The sequence below is a fragment of the Streptomyces sp. NBC_00385 genome (assembly GCF_035917155.1).
Taxonomy (GTDB): Bacteria; Actinomycetota; Actinomycetes; order Streptomycetales; family Streptomycetaceae; genus Streptomyces; species Streptomyces poriferorum.
Genome location: NZ_CP107951.1, coordinates 5,806,336 through 5,826,249 on the forward strand (window position 1 = coordinate 5,806,336; position 19,914 = coordinate 5,826,249).

Consider the following 19,914-nt stretch of genomic DNA (forward strand, 5'->3'; position numbering starts at 1 on the left):
CCAGGTACCCCCATGGCGTGCCCGGAACCTACACCACAAGGTCACACTGCCTTCACCGGGGTCTCGTCCGCCCCACGCACAGCGGGGGCGGGTGTCCGTGACACCCGCCCCCGCCTTCGGATCACGCTCAGGCGGTCGCCGCCGCGGCGTCCGCGGCCCGGGCCCTCAGGGCCCGCTCCACACCCGACCGCGACTCCGACATCAGCCGGCGCAGCGCCGCGCCCGGCTCCGCCGAGGCCAGCCAGGCGTCCGTGGCGTCCAGGGTCTCCTGCGAGACGTGGAGCGCAGGGTAGAGGCCGATGGCGACCTGCTGCGCCATCTCGTGGCTCCGCGAGTCCCAGACGTCCTTCACCGCGGCGAAGAACTTCTCGGTGTACGGGGCCAGCAGCTCACGCTGGTCGGTCTGGACGAACCCGCCGATGACCGCCTCCTGGAGGGAGTTCGGCAGCTTGTCGGACTCGACGACCGAGGCCCACGCCTCCGCCTTCGCCTCCTGGGAGGGCCGCGCCGCCCGGGCGGCCGCCGCGTGGCGTTCGCCCGCCGCGGTCCGGTCGCGCGCGTACTCGGCGTCGATCTCCTCGTCGTCGAGCAGCCCGGTGGCGGCCAGCCGCTCCACGAAGGCCCAGCGGAGCTCGGTGTCGACGGCCAGGCCCTCGATCGCCTCGGTGCCGTCGAGCAGCGCCTGCAGCAGGTCGAGCTGCTGCGGGTTGCGGGCCGTGGCCGCGAACGCGCGGGCCCATGCCAGCTGGTGGTCACTGCCCGGCTCCGCCGCACGCAGGTGCGCGAGCGTCGCCTCGGTCCACTGGGTCAGACCCGCTTCGCGCCACTCCGGCGCCGCGTACATGTCCAGCGCCATCTTCACCTGACGGTGCAGCGACTGGACGACGCCGATGTCCGACTCCTTGCCCACCCCGGACAGGACGAGCGAGAGGTAGTCGCGCGTGGCCAGTTCGCCGTCGCGCGTCATGTCCCACGCCGACGCCCAGCACAGGGCGCGCGGCAGCGACTCGGTGAAGTCGCCCAGGTGCTCCGTGACGACCCGCAGCGACTCCTCGTCGAGGCGGACCTTCGCGTACGAGAGGTCGTCGTCGTTGAGGAGGATGACGGCCGGGCGCGCGGTGCCGGCCGGGAACGGCACGGTGGAGCGCTCGCCGTCGACGTCCAGCTCGATCCGGTCCGTCCGGACCAGCTTGCCGGACGCGGCGTCGAGGTCGTAGCAGCCGATCGCGATCCGGTGCGGACGCAGCGTCGGCTCGCCCTTCGCGCCGGCGGGCAGCGCGGGTGCCTCCTGGAGGACGGTGAACGAAGTGACGTGACCGTTTCCGTCCGTCTCGATCTCCGGGCGAAGGATGTTGATGCCGGCCGTCTCCAGCCACGCCTTCGACCAGGTCTTCAGGTCGCGCCCGGAGGTCTCCTCCAGCGCGCCCAGCAGGTCGGACAGGCGCGTGTTGCCGAACGCGTGCGCCTTGAAGTACGCCTGGACGCCCTGGAAGAACGCGTCCATGCCGACGTATGCCACCAGCTGCTTCAGGACCGAGGCGCCCTTGGCGTACGTGATGCCGTCGAAGTTGACCAGGACGTCGTCCAGGTCACGGATGTCCGCCATGATCGGGTGCGTCGAGGGCAGCTGGTCCTGGCGGTACGCCCACGTCTTCATGGAGTTGGCGAACGTCGTCCAGGAGTGCGGCCACTGCGAACCGTCGGCGTACGCCAGGCAGGCGATCGACGTGTACGTGGCGAACGACTCGTTCAGCCACAGGTCGTTCCACCACTCCATGGTCACGAGGTCGCCGAACCACATGTGGGCCAGCTCGTGCAGGATCGTCTCGGCCCGCGTCTCGTACGCCGCGTCCGTCACCTTGGACCGGAAGACGTACTGGTCGCGGATGGTGACCGCGCCCGCGTTCTCCATCGCCCCCGCGTTGAACTCCGGGACGAAGAGCTGGTCGTACTTGGCGAAGGGGTAGGCGTAGTCGAACTTCTCCTGGAACCAGTCGAAGCCCAGCCGCGTCACGTCGAAGATCGCGTCCGCGTCGAGGTACTCGGCGAGCGAGGGGCGGCAGTAGATGCCGAGCGGAACGGACTGGCCGTCCTTCTCGTAACTGCTGTGCACCGAGTGGTACGGACCCACGATCAGGGCCGTGATGTACGTGGAGATGCGCGGCGTCGGCTCGAACGACCAGACGTCGTCCTTGGGCTCCGGCGTCGGCGAGTTGGAGATCACGGTCCAGCCGGACGGGGCCTTCACGGTGAACCGGAAGGTCGCCTTCAGGTCCGGCTGCTCGAAGCTCGCGAAGACGCGGCGCGCGTCCGGGACCTCGAACTGGGTGTACAGGTAGGCCTGCTCGTCGACCGGGTCGACGAAGCGGTGCAGGCCCTCGCCCGTGTTGGTGTACGAGCAGTCGGCGACGACCTTCAGCTCGTTGGAACCCGCCACCAGATGCGGCAGCGCGATCCGGGAGTCACGGAACACGACCGCGACGTCCAGGGCCCTGCCGTTCAGCTCGACCTCGTGGACCGCCGGGGCGACCAGGTCGATGAAGGTCTCCGCACCGGCTTCGGCGGAGTCGAAGCGCACGGTGGTGACGGACCGGTAGGTCCCACCCTCCTGCGCTCCGGAGAGGTCGAGATCGATCTCGTACGCGTCCACGGTCAGCAGGCGCGCCCGCTCCTGTGCCTCTTCGCGGGTCAGATTCGTGCCAGGCACGCGGTCATCTCCTTGATATGTGATGTTTCCGGTCATCCTTCCACGTGACCCGTACCCAGGGCGATGTCCATTTTCCGCCGGACCGCGCCGGTGGGGCGGGCCATTCTCGTCATATGACCAGTTACGAGGCACGCGCGATCGACCCGGCCGCGCTGAAGGAACTCCGGGAGACGGACGACGCGGGGCGCCCCTGCGTCCCTTACACCGCCACGGACGCGGGCAGCCCGCTGCGCTGCTGCCTGCGGGGCAACGAGGTGGGGGAGAGGATCGCCCTCGTGTCGTACGCGCCGCTGCGGCGCTGGGCGGCGGCCACCTGGGCCCGCCCCGGGGCGTACGACGAGCAGGGCCCGGTCTTCATCCACGCCGAGGAGTGCGAGGGGCCGGCGGCGGACCGGCCCGGCTATCCGTTCTCCCGGGCGGGCGCGCTGCGCACGGTGCGGCGGTACGACGCGGACGGGCATATCGTCGGCGGCCGTCTGATGGAGATCCCGGCGGACGAGGCGCGGGGCTACGACGAGGCCTTCGCGGAGGCGTTCGCCGATCCGGAGGTGGCGCTGGTGCACGTCAGGGCCGTGGAGTACGGCTGCTGGCACTTCGAGGTACGGCGAGGGGGCTTGCACGCCGGACGCGGCGGAAATTCAAGCCCGTCCGGCGATTGAGGACAACGGGGCCCGGGGCCTGCCCCCGGTTTCGGGAAGGGGCGGGGAGGGGACGGCTCCGCGCAGCGGCACCGCACCCGCACCCGCACCCGCCCCCCCGGCGTCAGCCGGCAAGCTCCGCCGCGACCAGCTCCGCGATCTGCACCGCGTTCAGCGCGGCGCCCTTGCGCAGGTTGTCGTTGGAGACGAACAGCGCGAGACCGTGCTCCACGGTCTCGTCGACCCGGATCCGCCCGACGAAGGAGGCGTCCTGCCCGGCCGCCTGGAGCGGGGTGGGGATGTCCGAGAGCTCGACGCCCGGCGCGTCCTTCAGCAGCTCGTACGCGCGCTCCACGCTGATCGGGCGGGCGAAACGGGCGTTGACCTGGAGCGAGTGGCCGGAGAAGACCGGGACGCGGACGCAGGTGCCGGACACCTTCAGCTCCGGGATCTCCAGGATCTTGCGGGACTCGTTGCGGAGCTTCTGCTCCTCGTCCGTCTCGAAGGACCCGTCGTCGACGATGGAGCCGGCCAGCGGCAGCACGTTGAAGGCGATGGGGCGCTTGTAGACGGCCGGCTCGGGGAAGTCGACGGCGCCGCCGTCGTGGGTCAGCTTGTCGGCGTCGGCGACGACCTTGGACGCCTGGCCGTGCAGCTCGGCGACACCGGCCACGCCGGAACCGGACACCGCCTGGTACGTGGCGACGGTCAGCGCCGCCAGGCCCGCCTCGTCGTGCAGCGGGCGCAGCACGGGCATGGCGGCCATCGTGGTGCAGTTCGGGTTGGCGATGATGCCCTTGGGGCGGTTCGCGATCGCGTGCGCGTTGACCTCGGAGACGACCAGCGGAACCTCGGGGTCCTTGCGCCAGGCGGAGGAGTTGTCGATGACGACGGCGCCCTGCGAGGCCACCTTCTCGGCGAGCGCCTTCGACGTCGCGCCACCGGCCGAGAACAGCACGATGTCCAGGCCCGTGTAGTCGGCCGTGGAGGCGTCCTCGACGGTGATGTCGATGCCCTCGTAGGCGATCGTGGAGCCCGCGGAGCGCGCGGAGGCGAAGAGCCGCAGTTCGGCGACCGGGAACTTCCGCTCGGCCAGGATGCTGCGCATGACTGTGCCGACCTGACCGGTGGCGCCGACGATTCCGACCTTCACGGGGACTCCTTCAAACGTACGAACGGGCACGGTTGCCGCTCCATGATGCGTATGTCCACGGCTTCCTTGTCCAATCCATTGTCCGGCCTGCGGACGGGGTGCGGACAGCGCAGCGGGGCGGGCGCCCGTTGAGCGCCCGCCCCACTGTCGTACGGATCACATGGTCACCGCGGTGCGGTTACGGCGTGACCTTCTCGATCACGACGCTGCCGGTGCCCGCGGCGGTGCCGCGCGCGTTCACCAGCTGGACCTCGCCGAAGAACTGCCGGCCCTCGGGGGCCGCCCCGGCGACCGCGACCTCGGCACCGACCTGGGCCGACGCGCCGGAGGCCAGGTCGACGGCCTTCGTCTCGTCGACGTTGATCGTGCCGAGCGACGGCGCGTAGTACACGTCGCGGTAGTCGTACTCGGTGGTGCCGGCCGGGACGTCGTAGCCCTGGATGACGACCGTGTACGTGCCCGCGGCGGGCTTCACCAGACTGACGGACTCCTCGGAACCGGCCGTGGTGGAGGCACCCACCTCGGTCGTCCCCTTGTAGACGTACAGGTCCAGGTCGGCGTTGGCGTCCGAGGTGCCGCCGATGGCGACGTCCAGCTTCTCGACGCCCGCACCGATGGTCACCTCCTTGACGTACTCGTCGCCCGTGGACATCGACGGACGCTCGACGTCGGCCGATCCCAGCGAGCCGCCCTTGAGCTTGCCCGCCAGGTCACCGGCGTTGTTGGTGACCGTCCAGTCCACCGCGGCCGGGGTGCCGATCTTCGCCTCGGCGATGGTCTGCACCGCCGGGTCGAAGGTCGCGCCGAGCAGCGAGACGTCCAGCTTGTACGGGTTGTCCAGCAGCGGCGACGTACGCCGGGCCTCGACCTCGATCTCCCAGACACCGGCCTGCGGGTCGGCGTACGAGCGCACGTCGGGGCGGCAGGTGTTGGCCGGGTTCTCGTAGTTCGGGTAGCAGAACGGCGTTCCGCTGTCCTCCACCGCGACCCCGTACGGGTGGATGGAGATGAAGCGGGTCTGGCTGCCCGAGCGCAGGGCGCTCATGGCGACCTCAAGGGTCTTGGAGCCCTCCGGCACGGTCACGAAGTACGACGTGGTGCCGTTGCGCTGCACCGAGCCGGACGCCGTGTACGCGTAGCCCGGCTTCACGAGCTCCTTGGAGACGACGACCGTGGCGAGGACCTGCTGGTCCACACCGGAGGTCTTCGTGTCGTCGAGCTGCAGGATCGCGCTGTGCACGCCCGCGCTGCCCGGCTTCGCCTGGACCTTCACCGTCACCGGCTTGCCGAGCGGCAGCGAGACGGTGCTCGGGCCGGTCACCGTGAAGGTGCCGTCGTTGTACTTCCAGGACAGCTTGTGCCTGACGTCCTTGTCCGGGCCCGTGGTGCGGGTGACCGTGACGTCGTACGACTTCTTCTGGCCGGCCTTGAGGCCGCCCTCGCGGTCGTAGAGACCGGTGCCGAAGCCGGGGGTCTTCAGCGCGAAGTCGATCGCGGTGTCGACCGGGGCCTTGACCGTGTACTCGTGCGCCGGGGCGCCCTTCTTCTCGATCTGCTTCCAGGCGCCGACGATGTTGATCAGACCGGCGCCCTGGGCGTGCGCGGGCACTCCCTTGATCTGGGTGGCGGTGCTGGTCAGCGCGGTGCGCAGATCGGCCGGGGGCAGCTCGATGTGCTTCTGCTTCGCGGCGGACAGCAGCAGCGCGGTCGCGCCGGCGGCCTGCGGGGAGGCCATCGACGTGCCCTGGAGCATGGAGTAGCCGGCCGGGAGGGAGTAGCCCGCCTCCTTGACCGGTCCGCCGGGCAGCCAGGTCTGCGTCGAGTTGATCGCCGCGCCGGGAGCCGTCAGGGTCGGCGTGAAGCCGCCGTCCTCACGCGGACCGCGCGAGGAGAAGGGGAGCATGTCGTACTTCTTGGTGACGCCGGAGCCGTAGTTCGCGGCCCAGGTCTCCTTGGAGATGGACGCGCCGACCGAGATGACGTGGTCGGCGAGGCCGGGATCACCGATGGTGTTGACGCCCGGGCCGTCGTTGCCGGCCGAGATGACCAGCTGGACGCCGTAGATGTCGATGAGGCGCTTGTAGAGCTCCGAGCGGGCGTTGTTGCCGTCGTTGAGCGGCGGCAGTCCGCCGATCGACATGTTGACGACGTCGACGCCGCGGTTCACGACGAGGTCGATCATGCCCTCGGTGAGCGCGATGTTGGTGCAGCCGCCGGACCAGGTGCAGGCGCGCGAGGAGACGATCTTCGCGCCGGGCGCGGCGCCGTTCATCTTGCCGCCGAACAGGCCGTTCGCGGCGGTGATGCCGGCGACGTGCGTGCCGTGCTCCGACTCGATGACACCGATGTTGACGAAGTCGGACGTGTCGCCGGCCGCGTTGTACACGACGTCACTGCGGGTTTCGACGACGAACGGGATGCGCTCGACGACATCGGTCCGCGGGTCGTCCGTACCGAAGTAGGAGACCTGGTGCTTCTCCTTGTACGGCTTCAGGACGGCGTCGTCGGAGAAGTCCGCGTTGCCGTTCAGGTCCACTCGGGTGGTGCCGGTGACCGGGTCGTACAGGACGCCCCACGTGTCGGTGGTGTCACCGTCGCGGTTGAGGTCGCCCGCCATGTCGCCACCCTGGGTGGCGGCCTCCTTGAACACCTTGATCCGGTACGAACCCGCCGGGGCCGCGTAGGTGCGGCCGTCATAGGTGAACGTCGGGCCGGACACGGCGTCCGTCATCCGCAGCCAGGTGCCGTCGCCGTCGCTGACCGGGTCGGTGGCCGTCACCCAGTCGGTGATCTTGCGCTCACCGGTGCTGGTCTTCTGCAGCGCCGGGTGGCCGAGGTCGACACCGGAGTCGAGGATGCCGATGGTCACGCCGCGGCCGTCGGCCTTCGGGTGCTGCTTGACGAAGTCCACCGCGCCCGTCTCGAAGGAGGGGTTGTACGGGTTCTTCGCCGGGGTGTTCTTCCCGGGCGCCGGGTAGGTCCCCGTCGACTTCACCGAGGCCCGGCTGCCGGTCGCCCGGTCGGCCGACGGCGTCGGGTCGTCCAGCACGATCTCCTGCTTGAGGTCGATGCCGTGGACGGAGGACAGCTTCGAGGCCGCCTTGATGGTGGCCTCGGCGGCCGCGGTGGGCACGGTGGCCCGCACATAGCCGAGCTTGTCGTAGGCCTGCCCGAGCACGGAGCCCTTGACGGCGTCCAGTTGCTCGGTTACCTGCTCGGTCGCACCGGGAGCGGTGGCGACCATCATCGTGATGTTCTTCTCGCCCTTGGCCTTCGCCTTGGTGAGAACGTCGGCGTCGGCCGTGCCGAGCTTGTCCGCCGTGCTGCCGCCGGCGGCGGTCTTGACGGGCGCGGGGGCCGGGTCGTCGGCCGCGAAGACGGGGGCGGCGCCGGTGGCGGCCAGGGCGGCCACCAGTCCGGCGGCGGCCGCGACGCGGGCCACGCGTCTCGCCCCGGGTATGGAGCTGGGGGATTCGGAGGTCATCAGCATCCCTGTATGTGAAAGAGAGAGTCCGGAAATCGGTACCGGATGACCGCTCACCCTTTCGTAAATGACAGGGGTTTGTGGAGAGTTGTGAGGGGCGAGTTGCGGACATGGCGGACTTCCGCCAGTGGGGCCGAAGCGTCATGCGGGACGAAACAGTGCATACGGGGTGGGTGGAGGGGGCTCACCGGGGCAGGATCATCACGTACGCGGCAGGCTCACGGTCGGCCGCGGCCATCAACGCCGTCCGCACCACGGTCGCCTGCTGCTCCCGTGCGTCCCGCAGCTTCCTCGGGCTGAGGTGGACGACGGTGACGCCCAGCCGCTCCAGGTGCTCGCGCCGCGCGGCGTACGCGGACCACTCGGCCTCGTGCTCCTGCCGGCGGTGGTCGTCGTCGAGCCGGCTGTGGCGCGGGGCCCTGGTGTCCAGCTCCACGGCGACCGCCTCCTCGGGCCAGTAGGCGTCGACCGCGCCCAGGTGCGGGCCGCCGGGCAGCCGCAGGTCCACGTTCCACAGGGGCTCCGGGAGTCCGTGGGTCCGCACCATGTCGTACAGCCGCTCCTCCGCCAGCGCCCGGCCCTCGGCGAGCAGCGAGTCCACGGCGTTCACCACCTGGGGGCGGTCGAGCACCTTGGCGCGATTCAACTCGCCGACCACGACGGCGGGTTCGCAGTGGCCGCCGCGGACCGCCTCGGTGAGCAGCCGGCGTACGGCATGGGCGTCCCCGAGCCCGGCGACGGCGTCCGCGAGGGCGCGGGCCACCGGTGCCACCGGCAGGCCGTCCAGTTGCTCCGGCCGCGGCAGATCGGAACTGCGCACCAGGCGGACGTACCGGGCCGAGCGCAGCCGCCGGATGCGGGGCACCAGTACGTCGATGCGGTCCGTGGACAGGGTGGGCGGCGCGGCGGCGAAGCCGTACAGCGAGAGCGCGGCCAGCCCGGTGATCATCGCCTCGCCGTAACCGGGATCCGCACCCCCGGACTGCGCCGGTACGGTCCGCCGCCCGGAGGCCGGCGGCCGTCCCGCGTACAGCAGCGCCGACCGCAGCCGCTCCCGGCCGCTGAGCGGTCCGGGGTGCAGGACGAAGACACCGGGCAGCGGCTGCTGCCACGGCCCGCCGGTCCGGCACTGCTCGGCGGCCTGTGCGGGGGACACCCCGTGGGTCTTCAACTGGGCTGCGGACAGCACGCGTTGACGGGCAGCGGAGGTGATGCGGAGGTGGCAGGGGGAGAGCGGGGTGTTCGAGTTCATGCTCCGGTGTATCCCGCTCGGGGCCGGGACCTTAACCCCTGTTACAGGCCCGTCGACATTCCAGGACAACGCCGTCCTAAAGTACGGACGTTCGACTGCCGAAAAGGGTGGACCCGCCAGGGATTATGAGCCGGTCACCGGGGGCGCATCGCGCCGGCCGGGCGCCACACGCGCACGCCCTCGGGGCCCCGTTCCAGCCGTCCGGCGTTTGAGGACGGAACCCTCGCCGAGGTGACCGGCACCCCGACGAGGACGTCACTCCGGAAGGCTCGAATCGCCCTCAGACGGCTTCGCCGTCAACGGCTTTGCCGTCACACGCCTGGGCCCGCAGCGCCCGTGCCAGGTCGTCCCGGGCCTCCAGCACCAGCCGCCGCAGCGCCGGCGCCGCATCCGCGTGCTCCGCCAGCCACGCGTCCGTCGCCGCCAGGGTGGCGGGGTCGTCCTGAAGGTCCGGGAACAGGCCCTTGACCACGGCCATCCCGATCTGGATGGACCGCTCGGCCCACACCCGTTCGATCACCTCGAAGTACCGGGCCGCGTACGGCGCCAGCAACTCCCGCTGCGAGGACTGCGAGAAGCCCAGGATCGTGGCCTCCACCAGCGCGTTGGACAGGGCGTCCGACTCCACGACGCCCGCCCACGCCTGAGCCTTCACCGCGGCCGACGGCCGCGAGGCCAGGCAGCGCACGTGATGCCGCTTCCCGGATGCCGTGTCGTCGCGGGCCAGTTCGGCGTCGACGGCCGCCTCGTCGGCCGCGCCGTGCGAGACCAGCGGGGACAGGAACGCCCAGCGGAGTTCCTGGTCGACGTCGAGCCCGTCGATCCGGGCCGTGCCGTCGAGCATCCCGGACAGCAGCTGGAAGTCCGTTTCCGAGGAGGCGACCGCGGCGAAGAAGCGGGCCCAGGCCAGCTGGGGTTCGCTGCCCGGCGCCGCGAGCCGCAGCTCGCGCAGCGCGCCTTCGGCCGGCGCGCGGCCGCCCTCCTCGCGCCACGACGGGGCCGCGTAGTGCGTCAGCGCCGTCCGGGTCCAGGTGTGCAGCATCTGGAGCACGCCGATGTCGGTCTCCCGGCCGGAGAAGGCCAGGACGAGCGAGACGAAGTCGCGGGCCGGCATCAGCCCGTCCCGGGTGAGGCTCCACAGCGCGGACCAGCACAGGGCCCGCGCGAGCGGGTCCGTGATGTCGCCCAGGTGCTCCCGGAGCGTGGCCAGCGACACCTCGTCGAAGCGGACCTTGCAGTACGTCAGGTCGTCGTCGTTGACGAGGATCAGCTCGGGCCGCTCGGCCCCGGCCAGCTCAGTGATCACGGTGCGCGGACCCGCCACATCAGCCTCGGCCCGCGCGTAACGCGCCAGTTCACCGTCGGGCGTACGCCGGTACAGGCCGACCGCGACCCGGTGCGGCCGCAGTTCCGGGTGGGACTCGGCCGCCTCCTGGAGGACGGCCAGCTCGGTGATCCGGCCCGCGGCGTCGTAGGTCGCCACCGGGGTCAGCGAGTTGACGCCGGCGGTCTGCAGCCAGGAGCGCGACCACGAGGTCATGTCCCGGCCGGACGTCTCGGCCAGCACCGACAGCAGGTCGCCCAGCTGTGTGTTGCCGTAGGCGTGCTTCTTGAAGTAGCGCCGCGCGCCTTCCAGGAAGGCGTCCCGTCCCACGTAGGCCACCAGCTGCTTGAGCACCGAGGCGCCCTTGGCGTACGTGATGCCGTCGAAGTTCAGCTTGGCGTCCTCCAGGTCACGGATGTCGGCCGTGATCGGGTGGGTGGACGGCAGCTGGTCGGCGCGGTAGGCCCAGGACTTGCGGTTGTTGGCGAAGGTGATCCAGCCGTCCTCGAACCGGGTGGACTCCACCATCGCGAAGACGCCCATGAAGTCGGCGAACGACTCCTTCAGCCACAGGTCGTCCCACCACTGCATGGTGACGAGGTCGCCGAACCACATGTGGGCCATCTCGTGCAGGATGACGTTGGCCCGGCTCTCGTACGCCGCCCGCGTCACCTTCCCGCGGAAGATGTACTCCTCGCGGAACGTGACACAGCCCGGGTTCTCCATCGCGCCGAGGTTGTACTCGGGCACGAACGCCTGGTCGTACTTGCCGAACGGGTACGGGTAGTCGAAGTTGTCGTGGAAGAAGTCCAGACCCTGCTTGGTGATCAGGAAGACGTCGTCCGCGTCGAAGTGCCGGGCGAGCCCCTTGCGGCACAGCGCGCCGAGCGGGATCTCCAGCGTCGTGCCGTCATCGAACGTACGGCTGTAGGAGTCGGTCACGTAGTGGTACGGACCGGCGACGACCGCCGTGATGTACGTCGAGATCGGCTTCGTCTCGGCGAACCGCCACACGCCGCCGTCGCGGGACTCCTCGGCCCCGTTGCTCCAGACCGTCCACTCCTCGGGGGCCGTCACCCGGAAGCGGAAGGGGGCCTTGAGGTCGGGCTGCTCGAAGTTGGCGAAGACGCGCCGCGCGTCCGCCGGCTCGTACTGCGTATAGAGGTAGACCTCGCCGTCCTCCGGGTCGACGAAGCGGTGCATGCCCTCGCCGGTCCTGCTGTACGCGCACTGCGCGTCGACCACCAGGACGTGTTCGCCCTCCGACAGGTCCGCCAGGGTCACGCGGACCCCGTCGAAGACGGTGGCCGGGTCGAGCACCGTACCGTCCAGGGTCACCGCGTTCACGGACGGGGCGATCAGGTCGGCGAACGTCGTCGCACCGGCACGCGCCGAGCGGAACCGGATCGTCGTCACCGAACGGAAGGTCCGCGGACCGGAGGTCTGCTCGCCCTCCCCGTCGGGGCCACCGACCGCGGAACGGACGTCGAGCACGACGTCGTAACCGTCGACGGTCAGCAGCTCGGCCCGCTCATGGGCCTCGTCGCGGGACAGGTTCTCACCGGGCACGAGCACACTCCTTTGTGTCACGTTCGAATACTTTGATCCTCCCATGCCGTCTTCCGGCCCGGCATTCGGGAATGGCGGAACCGTCCGGCGGTGTTCTCGGCCACAGGATGCGATAGGTCCTCATGAGGAGAGAGATGTCTGACAACAGCACGGTGACCGGCAAGACCCCCGCCGATTTCTGGTTCGACCCGCTCTGCCCCTGGGCCTGGATGACCTCCCGCTGGATGCTGGAGGTGGAGAAGGTCCGCGACGTCGAGGTCCGCTGGCACGTGATGAGCCTGGCCGTGCTCAACGAGAACCGGCTGGACGAGCTGCCCGACGAGTACCGCGACATGCTGGAGAACAAGGCCTGGGGCCCGGTCCGCGTGGTGATCGCCGCCCAGCAGAAGCACGGCGACGACATCGTCGGCCCGCTGTACACCGCCCTCGGCACCCGTTTCCACAACCAGGGCGAAGGCCCCACCCGCGAGGCGATCGTGGGTGCGCTGAAGGACGTCGGCCTGCCGGCCGAGCTCGCGGAGTACGCCGACTCCGACACGTACGACACCGAACTGCGCGCCTCCCACCAGGAGGGCATCGACAAGGTCGGCCAGGACGTCGGCACCCCGGTCATCGCGGTGCCCGGCGCGGACGGCGAGCAGATCGCCTTCTTCGGCCCGGTCGTCACCCCCGCCCCGAAGGGCGAGGACGCGGCGAAACTGTGGGACGGCACGCTGCTGGTGGCGTCGATCCCCGGCTTCTACGAGATCAAGCGGACCCGTACGCAGGGCCCCGTCTTCGACTGACCGTGTCGCGCTGCGGGGCCGGTCGTCGGCCGGCCCCGCAGACCGCGCCCCTCACCCGTACAGCGCGTCCAGCTGCGGCAGCCGCAGCGCCACCCGCTCGGCGTCGTCGAAGTCGAAGTCCCACTCCGGATCCAGCTCGGGGTAGTCGATGGTGAACGCGTCCTGCGGCAACTTCTCGCCCGTCGCCTCCAGGTACGCGTCCCACGCCACCCCGAGCACCGCCTCGCACTCCAGATCCACCTCCTCGGCCGCCGCCGCCCTGACCACCGGCAGCCCGGCCAGCGTGTCCGGGGCGGTCACCACCCGCTCGAACACCTCCCGGCCCTGCGCTATCAGCCAGCCCCGGAAGTAGTCGAAACCGTCGTCCGAGCAGCCGCCGTTGATCGTGTACGCCGCGGCCCAGAGCGGGGCCCGGTAGGAAGCCGCCATCAGGTCCCACAGCAACTGCTGCGCGGTGAGGATCTCGTCGGCCGGCCGCTCGGCGAGCAGCGCCGTCGCCCGCCCGGCCACGGCCTCGGCGTCGGCGGGGTCGACGACCAGGGTGCGCGCGTCGTCGATCAGCTTCCAGAAGTCCTTGGTGTCCATGGGACGAAGCATGCGGCAGGGGTCTGACAGTGAAGGCGCCCCCGCCCGCACACAGAAGGCCCCCGCGAGTCACGTCCTCGCGGGGGCCTTCCTTCATCCGCCTGCCCGGTGAAGGTTGAGAAGACGATCACGAGGCAGGACGTTCTCGGTGCGCCGGAGTTCAGGGCGCGAGCAGCAGCACGTCCGCGCGCTCCTTGGCGGCGGCGTAGCGCTTCGCCACGTCCTGCCAGTTGACGACGCGCCACATCGCCTCGATGAAGTCGACCTTCTGGTTCTTGTACTGGAGATAGAAGGCGTGCTCCCAGGCGTCGAAGACCAGGACCGGGACCGAGCCCTGGCCCACGTTGCCCTGGTGGTCGTAGACCTGCTCGACGATCAGCCTGCCGCTGAGCGGCTCGTACGCGAGGACGCCCCAGCCGGAGCCCTGTGTGGTGGCCGCGGCCTTCGTCAGCTGGGACTTGAAGCCCGCGAAGGAGCCGAACGAGTCGGTGATCGCGTCCGCGAGGTCGCCGACCCCGTCCGCGGCCAGGGGCTCGCCGCCGCCGTCGCCGGTCATGTTGTGCCAGTAGATCGAGTGGAGGATGTGGCCGGAGAGATGGAACGCGAGGTTCTTCTGGAGCCCGTTGATCGCGCCCCACGCCTCCTTGTCCCGTGCCTCCGCCAGCTGCTCCAGGGTGTCGTTGGCGCCCTTCACGTACGCGGCGTGGTGCTTGTCGTGGTGGAGCTCGATGATCTGCGGATTGATGACCGGTTCGAGCGCCGCGTAGTCGTACGGGAGTTCCGGGAGCGTGTACGTGGCCATGATCGAACCCTCCAGCTGCTGAATAGTTGTTATTGCAACCTATGTGCAAGAGCAGGCTAACAGTAGGAGTGGGTGAGGGGTCATCAGCCCTTCGGCGTAGGACCACGTGTCCGTGGGCGCACGGAAAAGCCGGGCGGGCCCGAGTGATCGGGCCCGCCCGGCGTGTCGTGTACCGGGGCTACTGGTCCGTGGTGGCCGCGGCGCGCCGCTGCCGTACGACCCCGATCGCGATCAGGACCGCCGTCAGCGCACCCGTCGCCAGCAGCTGGTCGCGGGTGTCGGGCTGGCGGAGCATCAGGAGGAAGATGCCGGCCATGGCGAGGAGCGCCACCACCGTCAGGCCCGGGAAGAGCCACATCCGCACCACCAGCTTCTCGGGCGCCTCGCGCTCCAGCCGGGCGCGCAGGATCAGCTGGGAGACCGCGATGAAGATCCAGACGACCAGGATCACCGCGCCGATCATGTTGAGCAGCCACGGGAACACGTCGTCCGGGCGCCAGTAGCTCAGCAGCACGCACAGGAAGCCGAACACGGACGAGACCAGGACCGCCGTGCGCGGGACGCCGGAGGTGACCCGGCCGAGCCGCTTCGGGCCCTGACCGCGGGCGACCAGCGAGCAGGCCATGCGGGAGGCGCCGTAGATGTTCGCGTTCATCGCCGAGAGCAGCGCCACCAGGATGACCACGTTCATGATCTCCGCCGCGCCGCCGATGCCGAGGTGGTCCAGGGCCGCGTAGAACGGCCCGACCTCCACGACCTTCGCGTCGTCCCACGGGACCAGCGTGACGATGACCGCCATCGAGCCGACGTAGAACAGCGCGATCCGCCACATCGCCGTCCGCACGGCCTTCGCGACACCCTGCACCGGGTTCTCGGACTCCGCCGCGGCGATGGTGACCGTCTCCAGGCCGCCGTACGCGAAGACGGAGGCCAGCAGCCCGATGACCAGGCCCTCGGAGCCGTTCGGCATGAAGCCGCCCTCACCGCTGAGGTTGGCCGTGCCCGGGGCGTCCGTGCCCGGCAGTACCCCGAGGATCGCCAGCACGCCCAGCACCAGGAACAGCGTGATCGCGGCGACCTTGAGCGCCGCGAACCAGAACTCGAACTCGCCGAACTTCGTCACCGAGGCCAGGTTCGTCCCCAGGAACACCACCATGAACAGCGCCACCCAGGCCCACTCCGGGGTCCCGGGCAACCAGCCGCCGATGATCTGCGCGGCACCGATGCCCTCCAGGCCGACGGCGACACAGAGCAGTACCCAGAACGCCCAGCCGGCCGTGAATCCCGCCCAGGGGCCGATCGCCCGCTCGGCGTGGACGGAGAAGGAGCCGGAGGCCGGGTTGGCCGCCGACATCTCGCCGAGCATGCGCATCACGAGCATGACCAGCAGTCCGGAGACCGCGTAGGCGATGACGATCGAGGGCCCGGCGGCGGCGATGCCCGCGCCGGAGCCGACGAAGAGTCCGGCGCCGATGACACCGCCGAGGGCGATCATCGACAGATGGCGCTGCTTGAGTCCGTGGGTGAGGGCCGAGTCGCTTCCGGGGTCGGAGGCGACGGCCGGGGAGCCTGTGGGGGGAGGCGCGGAGGTCCGAGGCATGGACGAGCTCTGTTCGGTCGGCGAGTGGGGGGCGTGTACGACGTGTACACAGTCTGAACACGCGCCCCGTTCACGAGGAACAGCTGTCCGCTATACGGTCACCAGGCTCACACGCCGCGCACACCCGGCCGCGTGGAGCCGTCCGCGGCCATGGACCGTCGTTTTAGAGGGAATTCACAGTCGGCACGCCCGAGGCCTGCCCGCTCGGCGCCTGCCGCATCCGTCCCCACCTCCGTGACGAGCATCACGCCCCGACGTGATTGCATGCCGACCTTTGTGCGAACCCCACCAATCCCTCAACCGTCCCTTTGTGGGCCGCTGATGGTGATCCAGCCATGCTCCGTCGGCTAACGTCAGCCTCAGTCTGTCCCCACCTGCCCTCACCCCGCGGAGTCCCGATGAGCACTGCTGCCGCCGCCCCCGTCCGTACCGGAGCGGTCCTCGCCGATCTGCTGCCCGCCGCCCGGCACCGCTACGCCGTGGACACCGCCCTGGTGCTCGGTGGCGCCGCGCTGACCGGCATAGCGGCCCAGATCGCCGTCCCGGTCCCCGGTTCCCCGGTCCCGGTCACCGGCCAGACCTTCGCCGCGCTCCTGGTCGGCACCGCGCTCGGCGCCCGCCGCGGCTTCCTCGCGCTCGCCGTGTACGCGCTCGTCGGCATGGCCGGCATGCCGTGGTTCTCCGCCGGCAGCTCCGGCGCGGGCGGTGCCTCCTTCGGCTACGTGCTCGGCATGCTGCTCGCCGCCACCGTGGTCGGCGGCCTGGCCCGCCGCGGCGGCGACCGCTCCGTGCTGCGTACCGCGGGCACGATGGTGCTCGGCTCGGCGATCATCTACGCGGTCGGCGTGCCCTACCTGGCGCTGTCCACCGGCATGTCGGCGAGCGCCGCCATCGCGGCCGGCCTGACGCCGTTCCTCCTCGGCGACGCGCTGAAGGCGGCGCTCGCGATGGGCGCGCTGCCGGCGTCCTGGAAGCTCATCGGCCGTCGCGGCTGATGCCGTAACTCCCTCCGAAGAGGTTCGCCGGGTCGTGACGCGACACCAGACCGGCGAGCCTCTCGCGTGTCCGGAGGTCGTGGAACCCCTCCGTGCGGTCCCCGCCGCCGAAGGAGAAGTTCAGCGAACGGCCGACGACCAGCGGCCCCAGGGCCGCGGCCACCTCCTCGTACAGCGACCGGACCGACGCCACGTCCGTGCCGTCGAGCGGTGACAGCAGCCGCAGGAGGTAACCGGCGTCCCGGTACGGGACCGCGTTGCCGGGGTCCGGGGCGGCGGCCAGGGCGCCGCCCAGGTGGTTGAGCTGCACCACGGTCATCATCGGCGCCTTCCGCCCGGTCAGCTCCAGCACCCTTGCCGCACGGCCGGGATCGATCCCGCTCAGCATCAGCCCGTCCCCGTAGTAGGCGTGCGGGAACGGCGGATCGCTGTGGATGGTGTGGCTGTCGGCGTACGGCATCTCCCGCAGCGAGTCCGCCCGTGCGGGTCCGATCCTCCGCAGCGGTGCGACGAGGCGTTCGCCCTCGTCCGCGGTGCCCGTGTACGCCACCCGCACCGAGATCACGTACCGGCCGCGCAACTCCTGCGGCACCTGCGGGAGGTCCGGGTACACGAGCGCGCCGACCGAGGAGGTCAGCGCCGGGGGCACGGACCGGGACCACTCCAGGTAGCGCCGGAGCACCCGCGCGCCGGCTTCCCCGTCCCCGTCGAAGGCGATCGAGCCGCCGTACAGCCGGGCCACCGGGACCAGCCCGGTCTCCATCCCGGTCACTACACCCAGCCGGTGTCCTCCGCCGCGCAGCCCCCAGAACAGCTCGGGCTCGTCCGCGGCGGTGACATGACGCAGCATCCCGTCCCCCGTCACCACGTCGAACGAGCGGACCAGGTCGGCGGCGTAGCCGAACTCCCGGGCCAGCACGCCCAGCCCGCCGCCGAGCGTGTACGAGACCGCGCCGACCCCGGGGGAGGAGCCGTTCAGCGGGGCGAGCCCGTGCGGGGCGGCGGCCTCGATCACCTGACCCCAGGTGACACCCGCGCCGATCCGGGCGGTACGGCGCACAGGGTCGACCAGGACCGAGTCCATGGCGCGGGTGACGATCAGGACGCCGCCCTCGACGGGTCCGGCCAGCCCGTGGCCGGTGGCGTGGACGCCCACCCGGAGCCCGTCCCGGGCGGCCCGGGTCACGGCGGTGCGTACGTCCTCGGCTTCGGCGGCCTCGACGACGAGGTCCGGGCGGATCGTGAAACCGGTCTGGTACCCGGTGGGGGCGGCAGTCATGGCGGAGGCTCTCCAGTCGCTCGCTCGATGCGCTGACGACGGAGAGCCTCCCCGCTCTACCTGACAACGTCCGTCAGGTATGGATGATCACTTCTCGACGGTCACGGCCGGCTCGCCGTTCCGGCGCCTGCGCGCCTCACGGACCAGGGAGACGGCCACCACCAGCACCGCGACCAGCAGCGAGAGCAGTACCTGCTCGCGTCCCGCGTCGTCGGTCAGCATGTAGACCAGCACGAACGAGATCATGGCGATGGTCGCCCAGGTCAGATACGGGAAGAGCCACATCCGTACGACGAGCTTCTCGGGCGACTCGCGCAGGATGATGCCGCGCATCCGCAGCTGGGTGAAGCAGATGACCAGCCAGACGAACAGCGCGACCGCGCCGGAGGAGTTCAGCAGGAACGCGAAGACGGTGTCGGGCCACTGGTAGTTGAAGAAGACGGCCACGAACCCGAAGACGACGGAGGAGAGGATCGCCGCCTGCGGCACGCCCCGCTTGTTGGTCCGGGCGAACGCCTTGGGGGCGTCACCGCGGCCGCCGAGCGAGAAGGCCATCCGGGAAGCCGTGTAGAGACCGGAGTTCAGGCAGGACAGCACGGCCGTCAGCACGATGACGTCCATCACCTGGCCGGCGTGCGGGATGCCGATGACGTCGAGCGCCGCGACATAGCTGCCCTTGTCCAGGATCGACGGGTCGTTCCACGGCAGCAGGGTCAGCACGACGAAGATCGAGCCGAGGTAGAAGACGGCGATCCGCCAGATGACGCTGTTGGTGGCCTTCTGGACGGCGCGCTGCGGGTTCTCCGACTCGCCGGCCGCCAGGGTCACGATCTCGCTGCCCATGAACGAGAAGACGACCATCAGCACCCCGGTGAGGATCGCTCCCGGACCCTCGGGGAAGAAGCCGCCGGTGTCGGTGAGATGGGCCAGTCCGGATCCGGCGTGGTCCGACCCGGGCAGCACCCCGAAGACGGCGAGCAGGCCGACGATCACGAACGCGCCGATCGCCACCACCTTGATCCCGGCGAACCAGAACTCGAACTCTCCGTACGAACCGACGGAGACCAGGTTCGTCGCGGTCAGCACCAGCATCACGATCAGTGCCCAGCCCCACTGCGGCACCCCCGGCACCCAGCTCTCCAGGATCTTGGCACCCGCCGTGGCCTCGACGGCGAGCACCACGACCCAGAAGAACCAGTACAGCCAGCCGATCGAGAACCCGGCCCAGCGGCCCAGCGCCTGGTCGGCGTAGGTGGAGAAGGAGCCCGATGCGGGGCGGGCGGCCGCCATCTCGCCGAGCATCCGCATCACGAAGACGACCATCAGGCCGACCAGTGCGTACGACAGCAGGATCGCCGGTCCGGCGGCGGCGATGCCGGCCCCGGAGCCCACGAACAGGCCCGCGCCGATCACACCGCCGATCGCGATCATCGAGAGGTGACGGTTCTTGAGACCGGCCTGGAGTCCGTCCTGGGACTCCGTCCGGTCCGAACGGTCCGGCCCGTCGGGCTGGTGGCCCGGCCCTGCCAGAGTCGTCTGCGACGTCATGGATCGAATCCTTACGTTTTCGGATCACTCGGTTGCGTGACTCGCCGCACCCACGGTGGTGGAGCGGCGAGCGATGCATTGAAGCCCGGCGAACCCCGAAAGCGGAACCCCTCACTCCGATTCGTTGACCGGATCGTTGCCTCAGTGGCGTTGCGCACACAGGGCCCGCACATCGGGGCCACACGGCACCCCG

At 70.4% G+C, this 19,914-nt stretch carries 13 protein-coding genes; 3 read left to right on the forward strand and 10 right to left on the reverse strand.

Going from position 1 to position 19,914, the window contains the following annotated elements:
- Positions 1 to 127: 127 nt before the first annotated feature.
- A complete protein-coding gene (gene pepN, locus OG959_RS25985; RefSeq protein WP_326662205.1) occupies positions 128 to 2,707 on the reverse strand; it encodes an aminopeptidase N in 2,580 nt (859 codons plus the stop codon).
- 113 nt (positions 2,708 to 2,820) lie between these two features.
- On the opposite strand from pepN (OG959_RS25985), the gene OG959_RS25990 reads away from it, so the two are divergent.
- Positions 2,821 to 3,366, forward strand: a complete 546-nt coding sequence (locus OG959_RS25990) for a DUF1203 domain-containing protein (RefSeq protein ID WP_326662207.1) — start codon at positions 2,821 to 2,823, stop codon at positions 3,364 to 3,366.
- 103 nt (positions 3,367 to 3,469) lie between these two features.
- Here OG959_RS25990 and OG959_RS25995 read toward each other — a convergent pair whose 3' ends face one another.
- The 4 genes from OG959_RS25995 to pepN (OG959_RS26010) form a co-directional block, all read right to left on the reverse strand.
- Positions 3,470 to 4,498 (reverse strand): aspartate-semialdehyde dehydrogenase, encoded by a 1,029-nt coding sequence (locus OG959_RS25995; protein WP_326662209.1) that lies wholly within the window; start codon positions 4,496 to 4,498, stop codon positions 3,470 to 3,472.
- Between the two features lie 178 nt (positions 4,499 to 4,676).
- Positions 4,677 to 7,988, reverse strand: coding sequence for a S8 family serine peptidase (locus tag OG959_RS26000; RefSeq protein WP_326662211.1), 3,312 nt, complete (start codon positions 7,986 to 7,988; stop codon positions 4,677 to 4,679).
- 178 nt (positions 7,989 to 8,166) lie between these two features.
- Positions 8,167 to 9,234: a hypothetical protein gene (locus OG959_RS26005; RefSeq protein WP_326662213.1), complete on the reverse strand. Its 1,068-nt coding sequence runs from the start codon at positions 9,232 to 9,234 to the stop codon at positions 8,167 to 8,169.
- A gap of 280 nt (positions 9,235 to 9,514) precedes the next feature.
- Positions 9,515 to 12,127 (reverse strand): aminopeptidase N, encoded by a 2,613-nt coding sequence (gene pepN / locus OG959_RS26010; RefSeq protein ID WP_326662215.1) that lies wholly within the window; start codon positions 12,125 to 12,127, stop codon positions 9,515 to 9,517.
- 134 nt (positions 12,128 to 12,261) lie between these two features.
- Here pepN (OG959_RS26010) and OG959_RS26015 point away from each other — a divergent pair, with 134 nt between their 5' ends.
- Positions 12,262 to 12,912, forward strand: a complete 651-nt coding sequence (locus tag OG959_RS26015) for a mycothiol-dependent nitroreductase Rv2466c family protein (protein WP_326662217.1) — start codon at positions 12,262 to 12,264, stop codon at positions 12,910 to 12,912.
- 51 nt (positions 12,913 to 12,963) lie between these two features.
- On the opposite strand, the gene OG959_RS26020 is transcribed toward OG959_RS26015, so the two are convergent.
- The 3 genes from OG959_RS26020 to OG959_RS26030 all read right to left on the reverse strand — a co-directional run bounded on the left by OG959_RS26020 (position 12,964) and on the right by OG959_RS26030 (position 15,899).
- Positions 12,964 to 13,497 (reverse strand): DUF4240 domain-containing protein, encoded by a 534-nt coding sequence (locus OG959_RS26020; RefSeq protein WP_326662219.1) that lies wholly within the window; start codon positions 13,495 to 13,497, stop codon positions 12,964 to 12,966.
- A 160-nt stretch (positions 13,498 to 13,657) separates the two neighbouring features.
- Positions 13,658 to 14,299, reverse strand: coding sequence for a superoxide dismutase (locus tag OG959_RS26025; protein ID WP_326662221.1), 642 nt, complete (start codon positions 14,297 to 14,299; stop codon positions 13,658 to 13,660).
- A 178-nt stretch (positions 14,300 to 14,477) separates the two neighbouring features.
- Positions 14,478 to 15,899, reverse strand: a complete 1,422-nt coding sequence (locus OG959_RS26030; RefSeq protein WP_326662223.1) for an amino acid permease — start codon at positions 15,897 to 15,899, stop codon at positions 14,478 to 14,480.
- Between the two features lie 398 nt (positions 15,900 to 16,297).
- Between OG959_RS26030 and OG959_RS26035 the strand changes: the two genes are divergently transcribed.
- Positions 16,298 to 16,894 (forward strand): biotin transporter BioY, encoded by a 597-nt coding sequence (locus OG959_RS26035; RefSeq protein ID WP_148018696.1) that lies wholly within the window; start codon positions 16,298 to 16,300, stop codon positions 16,892 to 16,894.
- On the opposite strand, the gene OG959_RS26040 is transcribed toward OG959_RS26035, so the two are convergent.
- Both OG959_RS26040 and OG959_RS26045 read right to left on the reverse strand, forming a co-directional pair.
- Positions 16,875 to 18,173, reverse strand: a complete 1,299-nt coding sequence (locus tag OG959_RS26040; protein WP_326662227.1) for an FAD-binding oxidoreductase — start codon at positions 18,171 to 18,173, stop codon at positions 16,875 to 16,877. The two genes, OG959_RS26035 and OG959_RS26040, sit on opposite strands and share 20 nt — an antisense overlap.
- Positions 18,174 to 18,260: 87 nt before the next feature.
- Positions 18,261 to 19,721, reverse strand: a complete 1,461-nt coding sequence (locus tag OG959_RS26045; protein ID WP_326662229.1) for an amino acid permease — start codon at positions 19,719 to 19,721, stop codon at positions 18,261 to 18,263.
- Between the last annotated feature and the right edge of the window lie 193 nt (positions 19,722 to 19,914).

Excerpts from the sequence above, each read along its gene's own strand:
- OG959_RS26020 (WP_326662219.1), bottom strand. The coding sequence starts at position 13,497 with ATGGACACCAAGGACTTCTGGAAGCTGATCGACGACGCGCGCACCCTG.
- OG959_RS26000 (WP_326662211.1), bottom strand. The coding sequence starts at position 7,988 with ATGCTGATGACCTCCGAATCCCCCAGCTCCATACCCGGGGCGAGACGC.
- OG959_RS26025 (WP_326662221.1), bottom strand. The coding sequence starts at position 14,299 with ATGGCCACGTACACGCTCCCGGAACTCCCGTACGACTACGCGGCGCTC.
- OG959_RS26030 (WP_326662223.1), bottom strand. The coding sequence starts at position 15,899 with ATGCCTCGGACCTCCGCGCCTCCCCCCACAGGCTCCCCGGCCGTCGCC.
- OG959_RS25990 (WP_326662207.1), top strand. The coding sequence starts at position 2,821 with ATGACCAGTTACGAGGCACGCGCGATCGACCCGGCCGCGCTGAAGGAA.
- OG959_RS26035 (WP_148018696.1), top strand. The coding sequence starts at position 16,298 with ATGAGCACTGCTGCCGCCGCCCCCGTCCGTACCGGAGCGGTCCTCGCC.
- OG959_RS26005 (WP_326662213.1), bottom strand. The coding sequence starts at position 9,234 with ATGAACTCGAACACCCCGCTCTCCCCCTGCCACCTCCGCATCACCTCC.
- OG959_RS26045 (WP_326662229.1), bottom strand. The coding sequence starts at position 19,721 with ATGACGTCGCAGACGACTCTGGCAGGGCCGGGCCACCAGCCCGACGGG.
- OG959_RS26040 (WP_326662227.1), bottom strand. The coding sequence starts at position 18,173 with ATGACTGCCGCCCCCACCGGGTACCAGACCGGTTTCACGATCCGCCCG.
- OG959_RS26015 (WP_326662217.1), top strand. The coding sequence starts at position 12,262 with ATGTCTGACAACAGCACGGTGACCGGCAAGACCCCCGCCGATTTCTGG.